The organism is Nocardia sp. NPDC059177, from assembly GCF_042755165.1.
GTDB lineage: Bacteria > Actinomycetota > Actinomycetes > Mycobacteriales > Mycobacteriaceae > Nocardia.
Map to the genome: position 1 here is coordinate 390,358 of NZ_JBHZBX010000002.1, position 24,295 is coordinate 414,652.

The window sequence follows — 24,295 nt, forward strand, 5'->3', positions numbered from 1 at the left end:
GGGTGAGTTAGGGCTGCCACCAGGGGCGCAGCGGCACATTCCAGGTGCCGTCGGCGCCCAGTTTCACGCCGAGCACATGGTGTAACTGCACCACATCGCGCTGGAAGCCGAGCCGGCAGCCCGCCATGTACAGGCCCCATACCTTCGCGGTGCCCTCGCCGACCTCGTCGACGCAGGCGTCCCAGTTCTCGACCAGGTTCTTGCACCATTCGTGCAGGGTCAGCGCGTAGTGCTCGCGCAGGTTCTCCTCGTGCAGCACCTCGAGGCCGATGTTCTGGGCCTCGGCGATGATCCGGCCCGACCCGATCAGCTCGCCGTCGGGGAACACGTAGCGGTCGATGAAATCGCCCGCCTTGGTGGTGCGGGTGTTGTCCGGCCGGGTGATGCAGTGGTTGAGGAACAGGCCGCCCTCGCGCAGCTTGTCTTTGATGAACCCGAAGTAGAACGGGTAGTTGTGCACCCCGATGTGCTCGGTCAGGCCGATCGAGGACAGGGCGTCGAAATCGCCCTCGGGGATGTCGCGGTAGTCGCTGTGGCGCACTTCGGCCAGGTCGGACAGGCCTTCCTCGGCGATCTTGGCCTGCGCCCAGGCGGCCTGTTCGGCCGACAGCGTCGCACCGATCACCTTGACCCCGCGCCGGGCGGCATAGCGGACCATGCCGCCCCAGCCACAGCCGATATCGAGCAGCCGGTCGCCTTCCTGCAGGCGCAGCTTGTCGAAGATCAGCCGGTACTTGTTCTCCTGTGCCTGCTCGAGGGTCCAGTCCGGCTCGCCGTAGACCGCGCAGGTGTAGGTCATCGAAGGGCCGAGGACGTACTCGTAGAACGCGTTGGAGACGTCGTAGTGGTGGTGGATCGCCTCGGCGTCGCGAGTCTTGGAGTGGCGCAGGCCCTCCAGTGCGATCCGGCGCCAGCGCGGCAGCGTCTCCTGCGGCGGCGGCGCGATCGGCTTGAGCCGTTCCCAGCCCAGCGAGCGCGCGATGGTGACCAGCGACAGCGCCGACGGGCGGTGGAACTTCATGCCCTGCATGGCTTTGAGGATCGCGTACGGGTCGCCGGGATGAACGCCCTCGGCGACCATGTCACCGGAGATGTAGGCGCGCGCCATACCCAGGTCGCCGGGGGCGGTGGCCAGGTAGTTGATCCCGCGCGGGGTCTTGATGTCGAGGGTGAACTCCGCATCGGCGGGGCCGGTGCTGCTGCCGTCGTAGGCGGTGAGCCTGATCGGGATCTCACCGTCGACGAGGGTTTCGAACACCTCGGCGATGCTGAGCCGGGTTCCCAGCTCGGACAGGCCGACGGCACGGTCTGTTCGGTCTTTGAATGTCGTCACTTACGTTGCACCGCCTTCGAATACAGATTCAGCAGTCGTTGGTCCGGGTCGTAACGGTCCTTCAGGCGCTCGTAGGTGTCACCACCGTAGAGCGCGGCGAACTCGGACTCGCCGTAGTAGGAGTCCGAGTACAGCGATTTGTGTCCGTCGAGCTCGGACACCTTGTTCTCGATGGCGCGGTTGGCCGCTCCCTCCGGCTGACCGGGCGTCGTCGGCACCGCCGACCAGAACCCGACATTGACGTAGGTGCGGTCCGGCTCGAGCGGATACAGCGGCCAAGGGCGCTCGCCCGCGCCCTCGGCCGCGCTCTCACGCAACCGCAATGGGCACAACCAGATCGGTTCGATGGGTATTTCCCGCAGGAACCACTCGACGAAGTCGGCGGTGCGCTGCACCGGCACCTCGATGTCCTGCACCACTCGTTCCTGCGGCGGGTTGCCCTTGCGCGCCTCGCGCCGGTCGCCGATGTGGTACTTGCGGTCGAGCGCGACGAGTTTCCAGTAGAAGCTGCTGCGGCGGTATGCCTTGGGCCAGAAGCGGCGGATCTTGGGGTTCTGGGTGCCGAAGGCGCGTGAGCACCAGAACCAGTCGGTGTCCCAGCGCCACAGGTAGTCGTGGATGGTCAGCCGGTCGCGCTTGACGCCGTCGGCGTGTTGCAGCGAGCGGTAGAAGATGTCCATGCCGGTGTAGTTGCTGACCGGGCCCGGTTCGTCGGTCTGGCGGCCCAGCGTCAGGTAGCTCTCGGTCGCGCTGAACACCACGCCGTCCAGGTAGTCGACCTGTTCGCCCTGGTAGCTGCGGTCGACGACGATGCGGGCCAGCTCGGCTTCCAGCTCGCGCAGGTCGTGGAAACGCACGTGCCGCAGCGCGACGAACGGCCGCACCGGCTCGAGTTCGATCTTCAGCCGGACCGTGTAACCCAGGGTGCCGTAGGAATTGGGGAAGCCGCGGAACAGGTCGGCGTGCTCGTTGGTGGGGGTCGCGGTGACGATCTCGCCCGCCCCGGTCAGCACGTCCATCTCCAGCACGGATTCGTGCGGGAGCCCGTTGCGGAAGGAGGTCGATTCGATGCCGAGGCCGGTCACCGCGCCGCCGAGGGTGATGGTCTTGAGCTGGGGAACCACCAGTGGCGCCAGGCCGTAGGGGAGCGTCGCCGCGACCAGGTCCTCATAGGTGGTCATGCCGGCGACATCGGCGGTCCTGGCCGCCGGATCGACCGCGATCACCGAGCCGAGGCCCGAGACGTCGAGGCCCGGGGCGGTAGTTGCCGCTCTGGCCCGGAACAGATTCGACGTCTTCTTCGCCAGGCGGACGACAGCACCGGGAGGGATGGCGTGATAGCTCGCCAGCAGTCGCGCCACACCCTCTCGGTGCGCAGGGTATCCAGACTCGCGTGCGGCCGGTTCGTGGCCGGCTCTGCCCAACAGACTCACTGCCACTCCTCGACGCTAGTACTCCCGCGCCCGCCCGGCCACCGGATACTCACGCGCCGCGAGGAAAAGTCACCTGGTCGGGCGATCCGGAAGGGCGCAAGGCAGGATGTAACCCGGTCGAGATTTCGCACCCGGCGACAAGGAGTCAACAGTGGGACAGGTCAGCGCCAGCAGTTCGATCGTGGTCGCGGCGGATCCGCAGCGCACCATCGAGGCGATCGGCGACTACGAGACGGTCCGCCCGCGCATCCTCTCCTCGCACTACCGCGATTACAAGGTGATCGAGGGTGGCAGGGGCGCCGGGACCGTTGTCGAGTGGACTTTGCAGGCCACCGAGAAGCGGGTGCGCAATGTGCGTGCCACCGTCACCGTGTCGGATTCGATCCTGACCGAGCGCGACGCCAACTCCACCATGGTCAACACCTGGACCGTCACCCCGGACGGCACCGGCTCGCGCGTCACCGTCCGCACCACCTGGCAGGGCGCAGGCGGCGTCGCCGGAATCTTCGAGGGCATCTTCGCCCCGCTCGGCCTGAAGAAGATCCAGGCCGAGGTGCTGGCCAACCTCGCGCGCGAGCTGGTCTGAGACCTACTCCTTACCTACATCGAAGAGGTTTCCCTCCGGGTCGGCAAGGGTGGCCCACTGCATGCCGTATTCGTCGAAATCGCCGATGTGCTTGCCGCCCAGGCTGACCGCGCGCTCGATGTAGTCGCGCCAGGCGGTGGCGTGGTAGTCCAGGTGCACGACGTTCTTGCCCGGGGTCTTGTCGGGGACCTGGATGAACATCAGCACCGGCGACAGCCCGGCGGATTTGCCGACGGTGGCGAAGAACTCCGAGGCCTCCGGGTCGACCGGGACGTCGAGCAGCTGGGCGTAGAAGTCGGCGAGGGCGGCGGCGTTGTGGCAGTCGAACGTGACATTGCCCAGGCTGAGGGTCATCGGTTCTCTCCTTCGGTGATCGGCCAGCACACTTCGGTGCGGTAGTCGGCCGGGTTATCGGTGAGGTCGGGTCCGACGAGATAGCGCTCGCGGACCGGTTGGTCGGGAAGGACTGTGGCGTGCTCGGCGACGTGACTGCCGAGCGCGCCGTAGGTGCGGTCGAAGTCCTCGAAGGCGCCGGTGTGCACCGCGATGGCGAAGCGCAGCGCCGGGAATCCGGTCACCTCCATGCCGGCGGGAACCACGAGATCGGTGCCCGGCGGGATCGGCACGTAGGCGGTGACCGTGCCGATGTCGTCGGTGAAGAACTCCGTCGAATAGGTCGCGCCCGCAACGCCACCCGGGGTGACACCGAGGGCGATCAGGCTGGTGTAGAGCTGCTCGAACGCCGCGTCACACCACGGCCCGATCGCCTGATGCTCGACGATGTCGGTGCGGGTGAGCGCGGTGAACGCCGGTTCCACCCGGTAGTCCACCCGGATCGGCGGGGCCGGCTCGGTGAGCAGCGCCCGCAGCGAGGCGATCACGTCCTGCGTGCGCCGCAGCTCGGCTTCCATCCTGGTCAGGTGCGCGCGCAGCGTGACATCGCGTTCGGCCGGGTCGGTGGCCGCCAGCACCGCGCGGATCTGCGGTAACGGCATGTCCAGATCGCGCAGCCTGCGGATCAGGTGCGCGCGCTCGACCTGTCCGGTGGAGTACCTGCGATAACCGGTACCCGCGTCGACCGCCACCGGCTCGAGCAGCTCGATCTCGTGGTAGTAGCGCAGCGTCTTGACGCTGAGATGGGTGAGGCGGGCGAACTCGCCGATCGCCACGGTGGCTGTCATGAGAACCAGCCAACACCCTCCAGCGGGGGGAGGGTCAACAACGGCTCAGGCGGAGGCCAACACGAAGGCGGCCAGCAGCGGCCAGTCGCCCTCGCGCCACCACGAGTAGCCGAACCAGACGCCGGGGGCGATCTCGCGGATCTCGTCGTAGACCTGCGGGGTCGGCGACGGTGCGTAGTTCAGTGCCCAGGTGGTTTCGCCGTCGAGGATCGAGGACGTGCGGTAGACGTCGGCGGGGAACGCCTCGATACCGGCCCCGGTCACCCGGTTGGTCGCGGTGCCGCCGTCGGGTCCGGTGCGGAACACCTTGCCCTGCCAGAGCGCGGGGGCGATCCCGGTGAACTGCTGCGGGCGGGCCACCCAGCCGTTGACGACACCGTTGGGTACCGCGCCGGCCTGTGCGTCGCGATAGATCTGATCCTGCTGGGTGACGCTACAGCGAAATCGCAGCGAATCCAGGGTCACCGCGGAATTGCCGGTATCGACGACGCAGTCGTGGCCGTAGTCGGTGACCTCCGCCGAGGCGGTGGCCGGGGTGAGAACCAGCAGGCAGGCGGTGGACGCGCACACGGCCGCCACCGTGGACAGTCGAGCACGAGCGGCTTTCATCTGTTCTCCCTGAGGTAGCTGAATCTGGCCCGACCCCGTTAGATCGTAGGGGGATCAAGGGAATCCGGATCGGATGCGATAGTCCAGCAACGAATCTGTTATCTGAACGGGCGCCGATAACGACCCGGTCGGTATGCGCGGTCCGGAGCCCTCATGTGGGAGCATCCCCGCGAAGCCGCGAGTACTAGGCTGAAGCCGACGACTTTATAGAGAGGACATCCTGTGCAACCCGGTGATGGTCAGTTCGATATGCAGGCATTGCTCGCCCAGGCCCAGCAGATGCAGCAGGCAGTGATGCAGGCCCAGGCCGAGCTCGCCGAGTCCGAGGTGCAGGGGCAGGCCGGCGGCGGTCTGGTCCAGGCCACCATCAAGGTCAGCGGTGAGGTCACCGCGCTGACCATCGACCCGAAGGTGGTCGATCCCAGCGATGTCGACGGGCTGCAGGACCTGGTGATCGGCGCGATCAACGACGCCATGGCCAACGCGCAGAAGCTGGCCGCCGAGCGACTCGGCCCGCTCTCGCAGGGCCTCGGCGGCGGTTCGATGCCCGGTCTGCCCGACTTCTGATGTATGAGGGGCCGGTTCAGGATCTGATCGACGAGCTGGGCAAACTGCCCGGCGTCGGTCCGAAGAGCGCACAGCGCATCGCTTTTCATCTGCTCGGGGTGGAACCGCCGGAAATCGACCGGTTGCAGGCCGCCCTGCAGAAGGTGCGTGACGGCGTGCAGTTCTGTGTCTCGTGCGGCACCGTCGCCGACGGCGAACTGTGCCGGATCTGTGCCGATCCGCGCCGCGACCGCACGATGATCTGTGTGGTCGAGGAACCCAAGGACGTACAGGCGATCGAGCGCACCCGCGAGTTCCGTGGGCGCTACCACGTGCTCGGCGGCGCGCTCGATCCGCTCAGCGGCGTCGGGCCCGATCAGCTGCGGATCAGGGAACTGCTGACCCGCATCGGCAACCAGGACGACGGCGTCGACGTCAGCGAGGTGATCATCGCGACCGACCCGAACACCGAGGGCGAGGCGACGGCCACCTACCTGGTGCGCATGCTGCGCGATTTCCCCGGGCTCACCGTCACCCGGCTGGCTTCCGGCCTGCCGATGGGCGGCGATTTGGAGTTCGCCGACGAGCTGACCCTCGGGCGCGCGCTGTCGGGTCGCCGGGCGCTCTGACTCAGAACTCGACGCGGGTCCAGGCCACGCCGGCGCCCGCGTCGGGTTTGTCGTTGGCCCAGTCCCAGATGATGCTCGCGACCTGCGCCGGGTCCACCAAGGTGGTGCCGAAGTGGCGTTCCGGCGCGCCGTCGCGGTATTCGAGGGTGTAGGGGCCGCTCGGGTCGCGGTAGGTCTGGATGTAGCGCTGCTCGCCGCGCTCGACGATGAGATACGGGTTGGGGTCGGCAAGTCCGGCCACCCAGCGGTAGGTCAATTCCTCGGTGAGATAAGGGAATTCGCCTGCCCCGCCGTGGGTGACGGCGATCGGCAGGTGCCCGGCCGGGTCGATCAGCCAGCCCAGCTGCGGATCGTAGACGGCGTAGCCGCGCGGGGTGGCGAGGTCGAAGAGCAGATTGCGGACGAAGCCGATCGCGTCGTAAGGGGATGGCACGTAGAGGGTGTCGCCGCTGGGACCCCCGACGGGATCGACGCTGAGGAAGGTGTCGTCGACCGGGAGCTCACTGTTGCGCGTGTTGAGCTCGGTGGCGATCTCGGCGATCGCCTCGGATTCCGGTTTCCCCTCTTGGGCGGCCAGGTAGGCGTCCACCTCGTCGATGGAGCTGGCGACGCCGGACGGCAGGATGATGTGGTCGTAGCTCACAAAGTCCACCCTACGGGGGAGTCGGTACGGTGCGGCTCGCCAGGCTTCGTCGCGGGCTTGTCGCCTGCGGGTTTCGTCCCGATGCCCGTCGGGAAACGCCGGTTTCGCCGGGCCGTGCCGGGGCGCCGGTGTGGTCAACTTGGTGCATGGGCATCAAGGTGTCACTCGAGCACCGGACCGCGTACTCCTTCGACCGTCTCGTCGAGGTGCATCCGCACGAGGTGCGGTTGCGGCCCGCCCCGCATGCGCGCACGCCGATCGAGGCCTATTCGCTGGAGGTGTCACCGGCCGGGCACTACGTGAACTGGCAGCAGGACGCGTTCGGCAATTTCGTTGCCCGCCTGGTGTTCCCGGAGCCGACGCGGGAGTTGTCGATCACCGTGGGGTTGATCGCCGATCTCGAGGTGGTCAATCCGTTCGACTTCTTCGTCGAGGACTACGCGGAGTATTTCCCGTTCACCTATCCAGCGGCACTGGCCGCCGATCTGGAACCGTATCTGCGGCCGGTCGGCGCGGGTGGGCCCGGTGAGCTGGTACGCGACTGGGCGCGGGTGCACGGGCCGCGGGGGCGGATCAGGTCCATCGACTATCTGGTCGACCTCAACTACGCCCTGCGCAATACCGTCGACTACACCGTGCGGATGGAACCGGGCGTGCAGACGCCCGAGCACACGCTGCGCGGCAAGCTCGGATCCTGCCGGGACTCGGCGTGGCTGCTGGTGGCGATCCTGCGCGAACTGGGGCTGGCGGCGCGGTTCGTCTCCGGCTATCTGGTGCAGCTGACCTCGGACACCCCCGCGCTCGACGGCCCGTCCGGACCCGCCGCCGACTTCACCGATCTGCACGCCTGGACCGAGGTGTACCTGCCCGGCGCCGGCTGGGTCGGCATGGACCCGACCTCGGGCCTGTTCGCCGGCGAGGGCCACATCCCGCTCGCCGCCACCCCGCACCCCGGTGCTGCCGCGCCCATCACCGGCGCGACCGGCATCACCGAGGCATCCCTCGAATTCAGCAATGTGGTGCGCCGGGTGCACGAGGACCCCCGGGTCACGCTGCCCTACACCGACTCCCAGTGGGTGCGGATCACCGCCGCCGGCGCCGCCGTCGACGCCCGCCTGGCCGCCGCCGACGTCGGCCTGACAATGGGCGGCGAACCCACCTTCGTCTCCATCGACGACCAGATGAGCGCCCAGTGGACCACCGACGCCGACGGCCCACACAAACGCGAACGCGCCGTCGACCTCGCCGACCGCCTGCGCGCCGTCTACGCCCCCGCCGGCATCGTCCAATACCGCCAGGGCAAGTGGTACCCCGGAGAACCGTTGCCACGCTGGGAGATCGCCATCGCCTGGCGCGCCGACGGCCAACCGATCTGGACCCACCAGCACCTCCTCACCGACCCGTGGACCCCCATCACCGCAACCGAGGCAGGCCTGGCATCGGGGTCCGCCGCGCCTGGGACCGCCCCCGACTCCGCGGCCGGGCACGGTGCACCCGACGACAGGCCGACGACTTCGAGTGGCGGTGATTTCGCGCCGGGGTTCCTTGCGTCCGGGCCCAGCGTGGCTGATGACGGGTCGTCGGTGTCGGGTGACGGCGTGCTCGCGGCCGAAGTCGACGCGGTGACGGTCGCGGAATCGGTCGGGGCCGGAACCGTCGCTGAGTCGTCTGCCGTGGTGGGTGGGTCGGCGCAGGTCGCCGCTACGCAACCGCATAATGCGGTGGCGGCGCGTCCGGTCGGGGTGCCGCCGCTGAACACCCGTGTCGGGGTGCGGACTTCGGTTGCTGGGGTGGAGGCGGCGCGGACGTTGATCGCGCATGTCGCGGGGGCGCTCGGGTTGCCGGATGGGCAGGTGCGGCCCGCGTTCGAGGATCCGTTGGCTCGGCTGGCCGAGTCTGTCAGGGCGCCGGCCGGGGAGCCGCCGGAGGTCGATATCGATCCCGGTGTGGATTCGGCGGAGGTGCGGCGGGCGCTGCTCGGGCGGCTCGACGAGTCGGTCGGCGAGCCGAGTGCGTTCGTGCTGCCGTTGCATCGGCGCGAGGACGGCGCGGGGTGGGCGAGTGCGGACTGGCAGTTGCGGCGTGGGCGCGACGGCGAGGGTGGGCCGGGGCGGATCGTGCTGGCCGAGGGAGATTCACCTGCGGGACTGCGGCTTCCGCTGGACTCGATCTCCTGGCGCGAGGCGCCATTGCTGCCCGAGGCCGATCCGCTGTTCCAGGGTCCGCTGCGGCTGCCGCGCGACGAGCCCGCTGCCGCGGTGGAAGACGCGGACTTCACCCCGACCACCGCGCTGGTGGCCGAGGTGCGTGCGGGCCGGTTGCATGTGTTCCTGCCGCCGATCGCCGAACTCGACGACTTCCTCGACCTCATCGCCAAGGTCGGGGACGCGGCCGCCGCCCTCGGTCGACCGGTGGTGCTGGAGGGTTACGCGCCGCCGAATGACGCACGGCTGCACACCTTCTCGGTGACACCCGACCCCGGTGTGATCGAGGTGAACATCATGCCTACCGGGTCCTTCGCCGAACAGTCCGAGGTGCTGAGCACCCTCTACCAGCAGGCCGGACAGGCCAGGCTGAGCACCGAGTCCTTCGATGTCGACGGCACCCACGGCGGCACCGGCGGCGGCAACCACATCACCCTGGGCGGCCGCAGCCCCGCGCGCTCGCCGCTGCTGCGCCGCCCGGACCTGCTGGTCTCGATGCTCACCTACTGGCAGCGTCATCCGGCGCTGTCCTACCTGTTCGCCGGCCGATTCGTCGGCCCGACCTCGCAGGCCCCGCGCGCCGACGAGGGCCGCGAGGACGCGCTCTACGAACTCGAGATCGCCTTCGCCGAAATCGCCCGGCTCACCGCCGAGCGGACCGCCGCACCGGTCTCGGATCCGGTGCCGACCGGCAGCATCGCACCGAGGGAGATCCACTCCACGCCTTGGCATGTCGACCGAGCGCTACGCCATCTGCTCACCGATCTCACCGGCAACACCCATCGCGCGGAATTCTGCATCGACAAGCTCTACAGCCCCGATTCCGCGCGCGGCCGGCTCGGTCTGCTCGAGTTGCGCGGTTTCGAGATGCCGCCGCACTTCCAGATGGCGATGGTGCAATCGTTGCTGGTGCGTGGGCTGGTCGCGATGTTCTGGGACCGGCCGTACCGCGCGCCGCTGCTGCGCCACGGCGCCAACCTGCACGGACGGTATCTGCTGCCGCATTTCCTGACCAGCGATATCGCCGAGGTCGCCGCCGATCTGCGGGCCGCAGGCATCGACTTCGACACCAGCTGGCTCGACCCGTTCACCGAGTTCCGGTTCCCGCGCATCGGCACCGCCATGGTCGGCGCGGTGGAACTGGAACTGCGCGGCGCCATCGAACCGTGGCTGACCCTCGGCGAGCAGAGCACCGAAGAGGGCACCGCACGCTATGTCGATTCCTCGGTGGAGCGGCTGCAAGTGCGGGTGGTCGGCGCCGATCGCGGCCGCTATGTGCTGACCTGCAACGGCATGCCCGTCCCGCTGCTGTCCACCGACAAGACCGACGTGCAGGTGGCCGGCGTCCGCTACCGCGCCTGGCAGCCGCCCAACTCGCTGCACCCCTCCCTCACCGTCGACGCGCCCCTGGTCTTCGACCTGGTCGACCTCGCCACCGGCCGATCCCACGGCGGCTGCACCTATCACGTCGTGCACCCCGGCGGCCGCGCCTTCGACGACGCCCCCGTCAACGCCGTAGCCGCCCAATCCCGCCGCAATCGCCGCTTCGAAGCGGCCGGACACACCGTCAATCCCCGGGACCCGGCCGAACTCCGTGCGAAGATCGCGGCGCAGTCGACCGATGTCGGCGCACCGGGCATCCTGGACCTACGCCGCGCACGCACCGTTTGGGCCTGGGCCAACGCCCGGTAATGCCCGCCGCGCAGACACAGGAGGTCGGCTCGTGAGACAGCGCGACGAGGCGTTGAGAGACGGGGACCGGCAGGCAGCGCATGTCGCTGAGCAGTTTTCCAGGTATCGGGACGCGAGTAGGGCCGAGTCGCGGTTCGATGAGTGTGGTCGGCCGACGCAGGGGTATTACGACGAGCTGGTGGACAGCCGGGGGCGGGTGCGCTCGATGTGGTCGGAGTTGTCGGCTGATTTCGTCGATCAGGGTGTCGGTGGGATCGGGCGTATCGAGAATCGGGTGCGCAGGCAGATCGAGGACGACGGCGTCACCTATACCGAGGTGGGGCTCGGCGACGACACCGCGATCGCGCGTCCGTGGCGGCTCGATCCCATTCCGCTGCTGGTTTCGGCCGATGACTGGACCCGGCTGGAGAGCGGGTTGGTGCAGCGTTCCCGGGTGCTCGACGAGGTGCTCACCGATGTGTACGGGCCGCGCCGGCTGCTGAGTTCGGGGTTGTTGCCGCCGGAGATCGTGTTCGGCAGTACCGGGTATGTGCGGGCCGCGCACGGCATCACGATCCCTGGTACCCATCAGCTGTTCTTGCATGCCTGCGATATCAGCCGGTGGGGTGACGGGCAGTTCCGGGTGCTGGCCGATTGGGCGCAGGCGCCTTCGGGCGCGGGGTACGCGCTGGCCGACCGGCGGGTGGTGGCCGAGGCGATTCCCGAGGCGTTCGAGCACGCCGGTCCACGCCCGCTGACCCCGTTCGCGCGCGCTATGCGGTTGATGCTCGAGGAGGCCGCGCCCGAGCTGGCCGACGGCGAGGAGCCGGTGGTGGTGGTGCTGAGCCCGGGCTCGCACTCCGAAACCGCGTTCGACCAGGCCTATCTCGCGCAGACGCTGGGTTTCCCGCTGGTGGAGAGCGCCGACCTGGTGGTGCGTGACGGCGCGCTGTGGATGCGTTCGCTGGGCAGTCTGGAACGGGTCGACGTGGTGCTGCGGCGGGTGGACGCCGAGTTCTCCGATCCGCTGGATCTGCGCGCGGATTCGCGTCTCGGGGTGGTCGGGCTGGTCGAGGTGTTGCGGCGCGGGGCGGTCACCGTGGTCAATACGCTCGGCAGTGGGCTGCTGGAATCGCCTGCGCTGAGCGCGTTCCTGCCGCGGATCGCCCGTTCGGTTCTCGGCGAGGAGTTGCAGCTCGACGGCACGCCCGCCTATTGGGGCGGCGACGACACCGAGCGCGCGCATCTGGTGCGCAATATCGGTGCGCTGGTGTTGCGTTCGGCCGTCGACGGCTCGACGGTCTTCGGTCCCAGTCTCTCGGCCGCCGAACGCGCCGAGTACGCCGCACGGATCGAGACCGAGCGGTGGAAGTGGGTTGGTCAGGAACCGGCCGAGTTCTCCGTGGCGCCCGCGGTCGAGGGGGCGACCGGGCTGGCCCCGGTCCCGGTCGGCATGCGGTTGTTCTCGCTGGCCAGACGGGGTGGTTACACCGCGATGGCGGGCGGGCTGGGCCAGCAGCGGATGCGCCTGGAACCGACTCGCAGCGTGATCAAGGTGGCGGCCAAGGATGTGTGGGTCAGGACCGCGCCGGCCGTCGCGGCCGCGGTCGCCGCCGAAGCGCCACGCGAGGAACGCCTGCGTCGCGCCGTGCCGGTCGTCGAGGCGATCAGTTCGCCGCGCGTGCTCAACGACCTGTTCTGGATGGGCCGTTACAGCGAACGCGCCGAATCGGTCGTCCGCCTGCTCGCCGCCACCCACGACGTCTACCAGGACTACCGCTACCGCCCTTGGATCGACGGCGCCGAAGCCCTCCCCCTCCTGATGCGCGCCTTGTCGGTCGCCACCGGCACCATCGCCCCGGACTCGGTGCTGCCCAACGAAAGTGAGTCGGCGGGCGCGCTCGCTGTGGTCGTCTCGCCGGACGAGTCAACCGTTTCGGCCAACGCGCGTGATTCGACGCAAGGCCCGGATGCCGACGCGAAACCGCAGTTCGCCCGGCGCGCAGCAGAACCCGAAGCGCTCGCCGCCGAGGTGCGGCAATCGGTCGCGGGTGCGTCGGCCGACGGCTTCGACTACCTGGCCGCGCTCACCGGTGACCGGAATCTGGCGGGTTCGCTGTCGCATGCGGTCGACCACTACGGTGCGGCGGCGCGCGCGGTGCGTGACCAGCTCTCGGGCGATACCTGGATGATCATCGGCGCGGTCGATCGCGCGCTGGCCGAATTCCGCTGTGCCAGTGCCGAACAGGAGAACGCGCTGTCGGCCGTGCACTCGCTGACCTTGGCCGCGCTGCTGTCGCTGTCGGGGATCGGTGCGGAATCGCTGGTGCGCGACACCGGTTGGTATGTAATGGATATCGGCAAACGGATCGAGCGTGGTCTCGGCATCGCGGCGCTGCTCAATGCCGCGCTGGCGCGGGCGAACGCGCCGGAGACCGAGCAGGTGGTGGCCGAGGCGGTGCTGGTCGCGACCGAGTCGGCGGTGAGTTACCGCCGCCGCCACCGTGGTTCGGCGCACGTGGCCGCGCTGGCCGGGCTGCTGCTGTTCGACGCGGGTAATCCGCGCTCGCTGGTGTATCAGCTCGACCGGCTCGAAGCCGATTTCCAGGCGCTGCCCGGCGGTTCGGGCGCCTCGCGTTCGCAGCGCCTGCTCGCCGACGCCCAGCGCATGCTGCGCCGCGTCGACCCGGCCGAGCTGGAGCACACCGACGACGCAGGCGTGCGCACCGAACTGGTGGAACTGCTGGAAGGGGTGCACTTGCGGTTGCGCAAGCTGTCCGAATCGTTCGAGGCGACCAAACTCGCGGTGCCCGTGGCCATCCAGCCGCTGTGGGGCAACACCAGGATGGTCGGATGAGCAGGCGCTACCGGGTGGTGCACCGCACCACCTACAGCTATTCCGACGAGGTCACCAGTTCCTACGGCCGCGCCTTCCTCAGCCCGCGCGAGTTCACCGGTCAGCGCTTGCTCGAGCACGATATCCACATCGATCCGGTGCCGTCGGACCGCTCGGTGGGCAATGACGTCTACGGCAATCCGACCACCTATTTCCATGTCACCGCCGAGCACCGCACCCTCGAGGTGACCGGGGAATCGCTGGTCGACGTCGACGGCGAGCACCCGTCGACGCTGGACGGCGCCGATCTGCCCTGGGAGGCGGCCCGCCCGAGCGCCACCACCGGTCCACTCGCCGTCGAGTTCACCCTCGACCTGCTGCCGCCGGAGATCACCCCGGAGGTGGTCGCGTACGCGGCGCAGAGTTTCCCGCCCGGCCGTGGTCTGCTCGCGGCGGTCACCGAGCTGAACACCCGCATCCACCACGACTTCCGGTACCGCTCGGGTTCGACCACGGTGAGCACCAGCGTCGCCGATGTCTTCGCCGCGCGCGAGGGTGTCTGCCAGGACTTCGCCCGGATCGGCGCGGCCTGCCTGCGCTCGCAGGGGCTGGCGGCCCGCTATGTGTCGGGCTATCTGGCCACCGATCCGCCGCCGGGCAAGGAACGCATGGTCGGGGTCGACGCCACCCATGCCTGGGCGGCGGTCTGGCTGCCCGGCACCGACCCCACCGACCGCACCGGCCGCTGGATCGCTTTCGACCCCACCAACGACCAATTCGCCGACGAGCGCTACGTGACCGTGGCGTGGGGCCGTGACTACCAGGATGTTCCGCCACTGCGTGGCATCATCTACACCGACGCCAAACAGTCCACAATCACGGTATCGGTCGATGTCGCCCCCGTGGAGGTGTAGTCCATGCGTGATTTCGTCTGCCCGAATTGCGGGCAGCAGTTGGCCTTCGAGAATTCGGTGTGTCTGTCGTGTTCGAGCCCGCTCGGGTTCAGCTTGCGCACACGGGCACTGGTCGTGATCGGCGAACCGCCGGGCGAGGCGGCGGTCGATCACGCGGGCGGCGTCGTCTGCGGTGAACGGTTCCGGTTGTGCGACAACCTGCATGTGGCGCAGTGCAACTGGCTGGTGCTCGCGGCCGACGACGGGTCAGGGCCCGCCCTGTGTGAATCGTGCGCGCTCACCCGTACCCGGCCCAACGACGCCGACACGGCCGGGCTCGCGGCGTTCGCCGAGGCCGAGGCCGCCAAGCGCCGGTTGATCTTCGAGCTGGTCGAGCTCGGGCTGCCGATTGTCGGCCGGGCCGCCGACCCCCGCTTCGGACTGGCTTTCGACCTGCTCTGCAGTAGCACCGCCGAGGTGCTGACCGGTCATCTCGACGGCGTGGTGACCGTCGACCTGGCCGAGGCCAACGACCCGCATCGGGAGCAGTTGCGCATCGAGATGGCCGAGCCGTATCGCACCCTGCTCGGCCACTTCCGCCACGAGATCGGCCACTACTATTTCCCGGTTCTGGTGGTCGGTGACGACGCGCTCAACCGCTTCCGTGACCTGTTCGGCGACCCCTACGCCGATTATCAGGCCGCCCTGGACCGCCACTACTCCGAGGGTGCGCCGGCAGGCTGGGAACAGGATTTCGTCTCCTCCTATGCCACGATGCACGCCGCCGAGGACTGGGCCGAGACCTTCGCCCACTACCTGCACATCCGCGACACCCTCGACACCGCGGCCGCCTTCGGTCTCGCCCCCGCGGGCGCCACCCTCGACCGTCCCCAGGTCGGGCGCGCCGGCTTCGACAAGATCATCGAACTGTGGCTGCCGCTGGCCTGGTCGCTGAACATGGTCAACCGCTCGATGGGCCACGACGACCTCTACCCGTTCGTCCTGCCCGACCACGTCCTGGAGAAGATGCGCTTCGTCCACGACCTGTGCGAACGCAGCGATTCCCAGGCTCGCGGGGTAGCCGTGTCGGCCTGAGCGGGCTAACCTCTTAGCTAAGGAGGCGTCATGGCAGGTAGCGCGGCGGAGCAGTTCAATATTCACGACGCGAAGACGAACCTGTCGCGCATCATCGAGCGGGTGGAGCAGGGGGAGGAAATCGTGATCAGTCGTGCCGGAACTCCGGTCGCCAAGGTGGTACCACTGAGTCGTCGCGTCAACCGCACCGGTCGGGGGTCGCTGCGGGGCCGGGTGGACCTGTCGGGGGACTGGGATTCGCCGGAGACGAACGCCGCCGTCGCCGGTGACTTCGACGCATGAGTCTGCTCCTTGATACCCATGTGATCCTGTGGTGGCTGACCGATGACCCGGCCCTGGATCCCGCCCTGCGCAGTCGGCTCGACCACGACCCCGACATCTACCTCAGCGCGGCCTCGGTGTGGGAGATCGCGATGAAGCAAGCATCGGGGAAACTGGCCGGACCCGCTGATCTTCCCGAGCGGGTTGTCGGCGCGGGCTTCGTTCCGCTGCCGATCGAGGCCAGGCACACCATCGAGGCGGCCAGGCTTCCCCCGATCCACCGCGACCCCTTCGACCGCATCCTGGTCGCCCAGGCCAGATGCGAGGACCTGACTCTGGTCACCCACGATCCGTATTGCCTGCGGTACGAAGTGGCCGCGCTACCCTGCTGATCAGGCGCGCAGGCGTTCGCGGCGGAGGCGGTCGACCTCGGGGAGGTCGAGGGGGGCCAGGTCGGTGGCGGGGATGCCGAGGGCCTGGGCGATGAGGTGGTCGGCGAGTTCGGGGTTGCGGGCCAGGGCGGGGCCGTGCAGGTAGGTGCCGATGACCGAGCCCTGGACGACGCCCTCGGTGCCGTCGCCCACGCCGTTGCCGACACCGCGGGTGACGCGGGCCAGCGGTGCGGCATCGGGGCCGAGAGTGGTGCCGCCACGGTGGTTCTCGAAGCCGGTGAGGGGGGCGGACAGGCCGGGGATCAGGGGCGTGGTGGTCACCTCGCCGATCGCGCGGACCTCCTGCGGGGAGGTGGTGACATCGAATAGGCTGACGCCTTCGACCTTCTCGCCCGCCGAGGTCTCGTACCAGTCGCCGAGCACCTGGATGGCCGCGCAGATGGCCAGCACCGGCGCGCCCTTGGCGGCGGCCTGCTGCAGACCGGGGTACTTCTGCAGGTGACGGGTGGCCAGGCGCTGGGCGGAGTCCTCGGCGCCGCCGAGGGTGTAGATATCGAAGGAATCGGGAACCGGATCGGCGAGGGTGATGTCGATGATCTCGGCGTCGTACCCGCGCATGCGCAGCCGCTGGCGCAGCACCAGCGCGTTGCCGCCGTCGCCGTAGGTGCCCATCACATCGGGCAGCACCAGGCCGATCCGGATGGTCGACTCGCTCATTTGCGTGCCTCCAGGTCGCGGTTGAGATCGCGGAACGCGGTGTAGTTGGCCAGCACCTCGACATGCCCGGCCGGGCAGGAGGCGATGGCGCGCAGCGGATCGGGGACCAGGGTGTGTTCCACCCCGGCGTAGGTCAGGCGCACGGCCAGATCGGTGGCGCGCTCACCGGCGGCGACCACCTGCACGCCCTCGAAGTGCTCGAAACGCACGTCCCACAGCCAGGACAGGTCCTCACCGTCGGGCACCTGCCCGTTCACCGCGATCACCAGTCCGGCCGAGGTCGGCTCGATCATCGACAGCGCCTCCTGCCAGCCGGCCGGGTTCTTGGCCAGCAGCAGCCGGGCATCGTGCGCGCCGACGGTCACCGTGCGGTACCGGCCGGCGATTTCGCGAACGGTGCCGGTGGCGTCGGTCGCCTTGGCGGGTTCGGCGCCCAGCGCCACCGCCGCGGCCACGGCCTGTGCCGCGTTGCCGCGGTTGGCGCGCCCGGGCAGTGCCAGGTGCAGGGCCGCGCGGAAGCCGTCGGGTCCGCACAGGTCATCGCCCTCGAGCCACCACTGTGGCTCCGGACGATGGAAGTCGGCGCCGGTCGAGCGCCAGTTCTCGCCCTCCCAGACGATCGGTTCACCACTGCGCGGGCAGCTGGTGGCGTCGACGGCCCAGCCGCTGCCCGCCGACACCCACACCACCTTCGGATGGTCGTAGGCGATCGAGGCGACCAGCACGTCGTCGCAGTTGGCGATGACGACCGTGTCCGGATGACGCTCCAGCCCCGCGCGCAGCTTGCGCTCGATCATATTGATCTCGCCGACCCGGTCGAGCTGGTCGCGGCTCAGGTTCAGCAGCACGATCGCGGCCGGTTCCAGCGCGTCGCTGACATGCGGCAGATGCAGTTCGTCGACCTCGATCGCGGCCAGCGGCACCCCCTGATGCACGCTCAGCGCCGCGACGATGCCCGCGTCCATATTGGCGCCGTCGGCCTGGGTGGCGACCTCGCCCAGCGTGCCGAGCGCGGCGGTGGTCATCCGGGTGGTGGTCGACTTGCCGTTGGTGCCGGTGATCAGCACCGTGCGCCTGCCGCGCCCGAGCTGCGTCATGATCGACGGATCGATCTTCAACGCGATCAGGCCGCCGATCATCGAACCCTTGCCGCGGCCCGCCTTCTGCGAAGCCCACGACGCTGCCGCCGCCGCTCGCAAAGCCAGGCGCCCACGCACCGAGATGTCTGCCACGCCGCGAGTCTATGTGCGTGGTGTTACGGCCGGTGTACGGGAGCGGGGTTAGGCCGGCTCGTCGAACATGTTCGGCAGACCGGCGGCGTAGCGCCCGGCATCGATCACCCGCAGCGGCTCCAGTTCGGGGGTGCGGCGCAGCCGGAATGTGGTGCAGCGTTGAGCCGGCGAACCCGCCACGTCCAGCAGCGCGTTGACCGCGGCGCGCGCCGATTCGTTGGCGCCCTCCATCGTCGCCAGGTCGACATCGGTGCGCACGTAATCACCGGCGAGGAACAGGTTTTCGATCGCGCCGTGCGGTTCGGGCCGCGCGTCCCAGGAACCCGCGGTATTGATGAGCAGCGGATCGGCATTCGCGTTGCGGCTGCCCTGCCAGGTGATTCCCGGATCGAGAAACCAGGAATGCACATCGGCGGGACGCAGCAGTTGTTCGCGATCGTTGAGATGGGAGCTCAACTGCGCCCACACCTCGCGGAAGATCTCCTCGTGCGTGCATTCCAGCGCGGGTTTGCCGTAGACGATTCCCGGGGTGTGCCAATCGGAGATGTCGATGGAGAGGCAGTCGGCCACGGTGCCGTCGCCGAAGGAATTCAGCGAGTGCGTCCACAGCTGGTTCTGGCTGATCGAGGTGAGCGACCACGGCGAATCCACGTAGGCGGTATGTCCGCGCGAAATATTCAGTGGCGCACGGAAATAGATCTGCAGACCGTTCATCCAATCGACGAACAGCCGTTCGGTGGCGGCCAGTTCCGGCGCCACGGCGAGCACCTGCGACGACCACAATTTCCTGGCCTGTTCGACGGGCAGCGCGACGACGAAATAGTCCGCTTCCACCGTGCTTCCGCCGGCGAGGCGCGCACCGCTGACGCGCCGGTCGCGCATCGTGAGTTCGTCCACGCGCGCGCCCAGTTCGAAACGCACGCCGAGTCCGCGCAGGTGCTGTACCCACGGGTCGATCCAGGCGGTATTGGTGGCGTTGTTGAGCACCCGGTCCAGGCCGCCGTCGTTGCCGATGCCCAGCGGATTGCCCAGGAACTGTTCGCCCATGGCGCCGATGGTGCGGGTGCTGGCCAGGTCTTCCTTGGCCGCGACCATGATGCTGGTCAGCGAACGGGACACGATCGCGCGGAATTCGTGCGAGCGCTCGTGCCCGTGCACGAAATCCTGCCAGGAGGTGTGTTCCCACTGGCCGAAGCGGCGGGCATCGCAGCTGCTGTTGAACACCAGCAACCGGTTGGCGAAATAGGCGGCCTCGGCGGGCGGCATCTTCGACAGCGTCGAAATGGTGCCCGCGATGGTCTCCCGGATCGCCTCCGGGGTGGTCGGGGAGGTGATGCCGTCGGGCAGGGCGAGCAGGATGTCGTCGCCGTCGCGGCGGGAAAATCTGGCCTCCGGCACCGAGATCAGGTTCGACCACACACCGTCGGCATTGCCCGCCACCGGAATCCGGCGCATCGTGTCGGGCAGGTTCTGATAGAAACCGGGGAAGAAGCGGAAGCCGTGCTCACCGGGCAGATCGGGCCTGCCGTCGCGGCCGGTGCCCGGGACCGGGATGCTGCGCGCCTTGCCGCCGAAGGCGCGCGCCTCGTAGACGGTGACCTCGAAGCCGCGTTCGGCCAGTTCGTGCGCGGCGGTCAGCCCGGCGACACCGCCGCCGAGCACCGCGACCCGCCGTCCGGGAGGCGCGCCCAGCGCGATACCCGGCGTTCCCGCCATCGCCCCTGCCGATACCGCCCCCGCTGCGACCGTGCCGCGAAGAAACGTCCTTCGCGAAACGGGCAACCGCTGTTCCGCCATACGCTGTTCAGCTGCCTTGTTCGAGTATTGCGTGCAATTAGCTACCCACTGTAGAGCGCGGCGAAAAGCGGGCCGCAGGGTACCGACCGGTCGCCTGGAAAACGCATCGGGCGATCGGCACACATGCTAACCACAGGTTTCGGCGTTGTGCGCCGAATTGGACGTCAGACCTGGACGAGCCGCGCGCTCCGGCCGGGCTCCGGCGCCGGAGCGGACCGTCGGCTGGTGGTCGCGGCGAACGCTCCCGCTATCACGATCACCCCGCCGAGCAGGGCCGCCGCCGACGGCTGTTCATCGAACACCAGCCACGCCGCCGCGATGCCGACCACCGGCACGAGCAGCGACAACGGCGCCACCGTGCCCGCCGGATAGCGGCTCATCAGATACGTCCACAGGCCCGACCCGCACACCGTGGCGAGGATCGCGATATAGCCGAGGGCGGCCAGCGCGGGCAACCCGGCGGTCGAGGAGACGGCGGTGCCGAGTGCGCGGAATCCGGTGCCAGGGCCCTCGACAAGCATCGACAACGCCAGCATCGGCAGTACCGGCACCACCGACATCCACAGCGTCAGGTGCAGCGGATCGACACCGGGGGAGTCGGCGCCGGCCCGGCGGGCGCCGATATTGCCGAAGGCCCAGCCCAATCCGCCGGCCAGGGTGAGCAGCACCGGGAGCAGGGTGGCGGTGGCCAGGCGGTCGGCGCCGATGATCGTCATCCCGGCGACGGCCACGGCGAGCCCGGCGACCTGCACCGCGCGCAAACGCTCGCCCAGCAGCATGGCGCCGAGGACCACCGTGAACGGCGCCGAGGACTGCAACACCAGCGAGGCGAGCCCAGTCGGCATGCCGATGCGCATGGCAGTGAACAGGAACGCGAACTGCGCGATACCGAAACCGGCGCCGTAGAGCAGCAGCCAGCGGGTGCGCACCGCGGGGCGCGGAATGAAGATCAGCACCGGGATCGCGATGACGGCGAAGCGCAGCGCGACGAAGAAGAAGGGCGGGAAGTGGTCGAGGCCGATCCGGATGGCCAGGAAGTTCAGGCCCCAGAGCACGACGACGGTCAGGCCGAGCAGGCGGTCACGGGTGGTCACGCACTCAGCGTGCGGGCCGCTAAGCATCAGGACAATCGAATATAAATGCATCAATAACGTAGATTTACTTCATGTTCTCGATCGAGCGGCTGCGTATTCTGCGCGAACTCGCCGACCGTGGCACCGTGGCCGCCGTCGCGCAGGCACTGTCCATGACGCCCTCGGCGGTCTCCCAGCAACTGAAGGTGCTCACCAGGGAAGCCGGCGTGGCGCTGCTCGAACCCGACGGGCGACGGGTGCGGCTCACCGACGCGGGCCACGCGCTGGTACTGCGCGCCGACGACGTCCTCGCCGCGATGGACCGCGCCACCGCCGAAATGGCCGGTTACCGAGGTTCGCCGCGCGGACAGGTGCGGGTGGCCTCGTTCCCGTCCGGCGCGGCCCTGCTGCTGCCGCCGGTGCTCAGCGCGCTGGCAGGCAGCGGAGTCGAACTCGTCGCCGGCGACGAGGACCTGCCGCCGAGCGAGGCGTCGAAGCTGCTGGCCGACTACGACATCGTGCTCACCCATCGCGACGAACGCGCGCCGTCACTGGCCGGCCCGCGCATCGCCGCACGGGTATTGATGCGCGAGCCGATCGATGTGGTTGTCGCACATGATCATCCGCTGGCCGGGCGGGATTCGGTGCGGGCCGGGGAACTGGCCGAGGAGAGCTGGGTGAGCGTGCGCGGCGGGTTTCCGGTCGACGATGTGCTCGAATCGATCGCCACCATCACCGGGGTGCGGCCACGGATCGTGCAGCGGCTCAACGAGTTCCGGGTGATCGAGACGCTGGTGGCCTCGGGCTACGGTGTGGCGCTCATGCCGCGCTGGGCCGTCGCGCATCCGGGGTTGTCAGTGTTGCCGCTGGCCGGGGTGCGGGCGGCACGGGTCTACGAGATCGTCACCCGGCCGCAGGCGGATCGCCGGCCCGCCATCGCTACGGTGCTCGATGCGTTCGAGTCCGCTGCGCGGGCTGTCAGCGCGGGATGACGCCGGTGCCCCAGCCGATCGCGAGCGGGCTGATAACTGCCCGCTCGCGATCGGTTCCGGTCAGAACTGTCCCGGCTGGTACTGCGGCTGCTGCTGGCCCGGGTACGGCTGGCCGGGCTGGAACTGCTGCTGTTGCTGCATGCCGTGGTAACCGAAATCGTCGGCGACCATGGCGGCCAGTTCGAGCAGCGCGCGCCGCGTCGGCTTGCTGACCAGCTCGAGGTCGATCTCGGCGCCCTCGGCCAGGTGATCGTCGAACGGGACGATCTGCACGGCACGGGTGCGGTCGAGGAACAGTTTGCGCAGCTGGTCCAGGTCGACCGTCGACGCGCCACGCCGGGAGGCGTTCACCACCACGACCGTGCGCTCGACCAGCTTGCTGTAGCCGTGGTGATCGAGCCAGTCCAGCGTCGCCGACGCACTGCGCGCGCCGTCGATCGCGGGGGAGGTGACCAGCACCAGCGAACTCGCCATATCCAGCACACCCGACATCGCCGAATGCATCAGACCGGTACCGCAGTCGGTGAGGATGATGTTGTAGAAGGACTGCAGGATGCCGATGGCCTTGCGGTAATCGGCCTCGCTGAAGGCCTCAGACACGGCCGGATCCTGCTCGGAGGCAAGCACTTCCAGCCGGCTCGGCGCCTGCGAGGTGTGCGCGCGGACATCGGAGTAGCGGGTGATGCTCTGGTCCTCGAGCAGGTTGCGCACCGTCGAGCGGGTCTGGCGCGGTACCCGGTGGGCCAGGGTGCCCAGGTCGGGGTTGGCGTCGATGGCGATCACGCGGTCACCACGCTGGGAGGCGAAGGTGGAGCCGAGACCGACCGTGGTGGTGGTCTTGCCGACGCCGCCCTTGAGCGAGAGGATCGCGATCCGGTAATCGCCGCGGACGGGCTGGTTGACCCGCTCACCCAGATCGCGATGCACCACGTCGGCGGCCGACTCACCCGGGTTGATCACGCCACCGGACGCCTTGTGCACGGCCCGGCGCCACCCGCTGCGCGGCGCCTTGCGGGCCCGCTTGAGCAGGTTCAGATCATTGACCGAATGGCCGGGCTGGCCCGGTGCGGTCACATGCTGGGGCTGGAACGGCTGCTGCTGCGGCGGCGGACCACCCTGCCACTGCGGCTGACCGGGTGGCTGCGGGGCCTGCTGACCGGGCATCATGCCGGGACCACCGGGCACCGGCTGCATGCCGGTCTGTGTCGGCGGCTGATACATCGGCGGCGGCGGGGGCGCCCAGCTGTAGATGGGTTCGCTCTGCGGGTCCTGCTGCGGTTGCGGCGGCTCCTGGCCGGGGAACTGGCCCTGCTCGGCCCCGGGATGCTGAAGCTGCTGCTCGGCCCCCGGGTACGGACCGGCGCCGGGATGCTGCTGCTGCTCGGCCCCCGGGTACGGACCGGCGCCGGGATGCTGCTGCTGCTCGGCGCCCGGGTACGGACCGGCGCCGGGGAACTGCTGCTGCTCGGCGCCCGGGTAGGGGCCCGGCGCGCCGGGATAGGGCGGTTCACCGCCGGTCGGCTGCGCAGGCCACGGCTGTTCGGCACCCGGCCCGGGCTGACCCGGCACGGGCTGACCCGGCCACGGCTGCTGCTCGGGCGCGGCGGCAACCGGATGCGCGCCACCGCTCTGATACGGATCCGGCGCCGGATATCCGGGCGGCGCGAACGGGCCTGGCGCGAACCCACCGGGCTGGAACACCGTCTGCTCGGCCAGCCCGATCTGCGGTTCCTGCTCGGCGCCCAGCTGCTCGCCGGCCTGCGCGTCGCTGGCCTCGACAGCCGATTCGGCTGCGGCACCGGCATTCTCGGGACTGTCCTCGGTCGCCGTCTGCACACCGGCGGTACCGGACGCAGCGTCGGCCGTGTCAGCCGACGGACTCTGCAGCCAGGGCGGAGAGGTCGGATTATGGTCGTTGTTGGTCACAGTTCCCCCACTTGCTCGATCGACTCGAGCAGGAAAGTCGGCCTGAATGTGCAGTAAAACGCTAGCACGGGGGTGGTTGGAGCGCCGGGGGGTGATGGGCCTGGAGGTCTGCCTGCCCAGGACGGTTTACGGGCTGTGTTTGTTGGAGCGCTGGCGCGCTCGAGGTCGCGGCCCCTGAGGGCCGCCGGTTAGGCGCCGTTTCTTTGTCCATAGGAGCGGACGAAAACGCGCCCAAACCCCGCCCCC

21 protein-coding genes are annotated in these 24,295 nt (G+C 69.1%); 10 read left to right on the top strand and 11 right to left on the bottom strand.

Going from position 1 to position 24,295, the window contains the following annotated elements:
* Nucleotides 1-7: 7 nt before the first annotated feature.
* The gene (locus ACFXK0_RS04905; protein WP_379408436.1) at nt 8-1,333 is read right to left on the bottom strand and encodes a class I SAM-dependent methyltransferase; all 1,326 of its coding nucleotides are present in this window, start codon (nt 1,331-1,333) and stop codon (nt 8-10) included.
* Nucleotides 1,330-2,766, bottom strand: a complete 1,437-nt coding sequence (locus ACFXK0_RS04910; RefSeq protein WP_379408438.1) for an FAD-binding oxidoreductase — start codon at nt 2,764-2,766, stop codon at nt 1,330-1,332. Before ACFXK0_RS04910 ends, ACFXK0_RS04905 begins: the two co-directional genes overlap by 4 nt.
* A 151-nt stretch (nt 2,767-2,917) precedes the next feature.
* Between ACFXK0_RS04910 and ACFXK0_RS04915 the strand changes: the two genes are divergently transcribed.
* Complete coding sequence (locus ACFXK0_RS04915; protein ID WP_379408439.1) at nt 2,918-3,352, top strand: SRPBCC family protein; 435 nt, start codon at nt 2,918-2,920, stop codon at nt 3,350-3,352.
* A gap of 3 nt (nt 3,353-3,355) precedes the next feature.
* Here the strand turns inward: ACFXK0_RS04915 and ACFXK0_RS04920 are convergent, their stop codons facing one another.
* The 3 genes from ACFXK0_RS04920 to ACFXK0_RS04930 are packed head-to-tail and all read right to left on the bottom strand — an operon-like array spanning nt 3,356 to nt 5,142.
* Nucleotides 3,356-3,706: a VOC family protein gene (locus ACFXK0_RS04920; protein ID WP_379408440.1), complete on the bottom strand. Its 351-nt coding sequence runs from the start codon at nt 3,704-3,706 to the stop codon at nt 3,356-3,358.
* On the bottom strand, nt 3,703-4,533 hold the full coding sequence (locus ACFXK0_RS04925; protein ID WP_379408442.1) for a MerR family transcriptional regulator: 831 nt from the start codon (nt 4,531-4,533) through the stop codon (nt 3,703-3,705). Before ACFXK0_RS04925 ends, ACFXK0_RS04920 begins: the two co-directional genes overlap by 4 nt.
* A 45-nt stretch (nt 4,534-4,578) precedes the next feature.
* Entirely contained in the window at nt 4,579-5,142 is a 564-nt protein-coding gene (locus ACFXK0_RS04930; protein ID WP_379408443.1) for a hypothetical protein, read from the bottom strand.
* 249 nt (nt 5,143-5,391) lie between these two features.
* Here ACFXK0_RS04930 and ACFXK0_RS04935 point away from each other — a divergent pair, with 249 nt between their 5' ends.
* Together ACFXK0_RS04935 and recR are read left to right on the top strand one after the other, a co-directional pair.
* A complete protein-coding gene (locus ACFXK0_RS04935; RefSeq protein WP_379408490.1) occupies nt 5,392-5,709 on the top strand; it encodes a YbaB/EbfC family nucleoid-associated protein in 318 nt (105 codons plus the stop codon).
* Complete coding sequence (gene recR, locus ACFXK0_RS04940) at nt 5,709-6,317, top strand: recombination mediator RecR (protein ID WP_379408445.1); 609 nt, start codon at nt 5,709-5,711, stop codon at nt 6,315-6,317. Before ACFXK0_RS04935 ends, recR begins: the two co-directional genes overlap by 1 nt.
* Before the next feature lies 1 nt (nt 6,318).
* Here the strand turns inward: recR and ACFXK0_RS04945 are convergent, their stop codons facing one another.
* Nucleotides 6,319-6,960, bottom strand: a complete 642-nt coding sequence (locus ACFXK0_RS04945; protein WP_379408446.1) for a hypothetical protein — start codon at nt 6,958-6,960, stop codon at nt 6,319-6,321.
* Between the two features lie 146 nt (nt 6,961-7,106).
* On the opposite strand from ACFXK0_RS04945, the gene ACFXK0_RS04950 reads away from it, so the two are divergent.
* From ACFXK0_RS04950 to ACFXK0_RS04975, 6 genes are all read left to right on the top strand, one after another.
* Nucleotides 7,107-10,856, top strand: a complete 3,750-nt coding sequence (locus ACFXK0_RS04950) for a transglutaminase family protein (protein ID WP_379408447.1) — start codon at nt 7,107-7,109, stop codon at nt 10,854-10,856.
* A 178-nt stretch (nt 10,857-11,034) separates the two neighbouring features.
* Nucleotides 11,035-13,692, top strand: a complete 2,658-nt coding sequence (locus tag ACFXK0_RS04955) for a circularly permuted type 2 ATP-grasp protein (protein ID WP_379408449.1) — start codon at nt 11,035-11,037, stop codon at nt 13,690-13,692.
* Nucleotides 13,689-14,585: a transglutaminase N-terminal domain-containing protein gene (locus ACFXK0_RS04960; RefSeq protein ID WP_379408450.1), complete on the top strand. Its 897-nt coding sequence runs from the start codon at nt 13,689-13,691 to the stop codon at nt 14,583-14,585. Before ACFXK0_RS04955 ends, ACFXK0_RS04960 begins: the two co-directional genes overlap by 4 nt.
* 3 nt (nt 14,586-14,588) lie before the next feature.
* Entirely contained in the window at nt 14,589-15,659 is a 1,071-nt protein-coding gene (locus ACFXK0_RS04965) for a putative zinc-binding metallopeptidase (protein WP_379408451.1), read from the top strand.
* 30 nt (nt 15,660-15,689) lie between these two features.
* Nucleotides 15,690-15,941: a type II toxin-antitoxin system Phd/YefM family antitoxin gene (locus tag ACFXK0_RS04970; protein WP_379408453.1), complete on the top strand. Its 252-nt coding sequence runs from the start codon at nt 15,690-15,692 to the stop codon at nt 15,939-15,941.
* The gene (locus tag ACFXK0_RS04975) at nt 15,938-16,312 is read left to right on the top strand and encodes a type II toxin-antitoxin system VapC family toxin (protein ID WP_379408454.1); all 375 of its coding nucleotides are present in this window, start codon (nt 15,938-15,940) and stop codon (nt 16,310-16,312) included. The genes ACFXK0_RS04970 and ACFXK0_RS04975 overlap by 4 nt, the downstream gene beginning before the upstream one ends.
* Here ACFXK0_RS04975 and ACFXK0_RS04980 read toward each other — a convergent pair whose 3' ends face one another.
* The 4 genes from ACFXK0_RS04980 to ACFXK0_RS04995 all read right to left on the bottom strand — a co-directional run bounded on the left by ACFXK0_RS04980 (nt 16,313) and on the right by ACFXK0_RS04995 (nt 21,152).
* Nucleotides 16,313-17,029, bottom strand: coding sequence for a type 1 glutamine amidotransferase (locus ACFXK0_RS04980; RefSeq protein WP_379408455.1), 717 nt, complete (start codon nt 17,027-17,029; stop codon nt 16,313-16,315).
* Nucleotides 17,026-18,261, bottom strand: coding sequence for a MurT ligase domain-containing protein (locus ACFXK0_RS04985; RefSeq protein WP_379408457.1), 1,236 nt, complete (start codon nt 18,259-18,261; stop codon nt 17,026-17,028). Before ACFXK0_RS04985 ends, ACFXK0_RS04980 begins: the two co-directional genes overlap by 4 nt.
* A gap of 48 nt (nt 18,262-18,309) precedes the next feature.
* The gene (locus ACFXK0_RS04990; RefSeq protein WP_379408458.1) at nt 18,310-19,977 is read right to left on the bottom strand and encodes an FAD-dependent oxidoreductase; all 1,668 of its coding nucleotides are present in this window, start codon (nt 19,975-19,977) and stop codon (nt 18,310-18,312) included.
* 245 nt (nt 19,978-20,222) lie between these two features.
* Nucleotides 20,223-21,152, bottom strand: a complete 930-nt coding sequence (locus tag ACFXK0_RS04995; RefSeq protein WP_379408459.1) for an EamA family transporter — start codon at nt 21,150-21,152, stop codon at nt 20,223-20,225.
* A gap of 71 nt (nt 21,153-21,223) precedes the next feature.
* On the opposite strand from ACFXK0_RS04995, the gene ACFXK0_RS05000 reads away from it, so the two are divergent.
* On the top strand, nt 21,224-22,123 hold the full coding sequence (locus tag ACFXK0_RS05000; protein WP_379408460.1) for a LysR family transcriptional regulator: 900 nt from the start codon (nt 21,224-21,226) through the stop codon (nt 22,121-22,123).
* 60 nt (nt 22,124-22,183) lie between these two features.
* On the opposite strand, the gene ACFXK0_RS05005 is transcribed toward ACFXK0_RS05000, so the two are convergent.
* Nucleotides 22,184-23,959, bottom strand: coding sequence for an AAA family ATPase (locus tag ACFXK0_RS05005; RefSeq protein WP_379408461.1), 1,776 nt, complete (start codon nt 23,957-23,959; stop codon nt 22,184-22,186).
* Between the last annotated feature and the right edge of the window lie 336 nt (nt 23,960-24,295).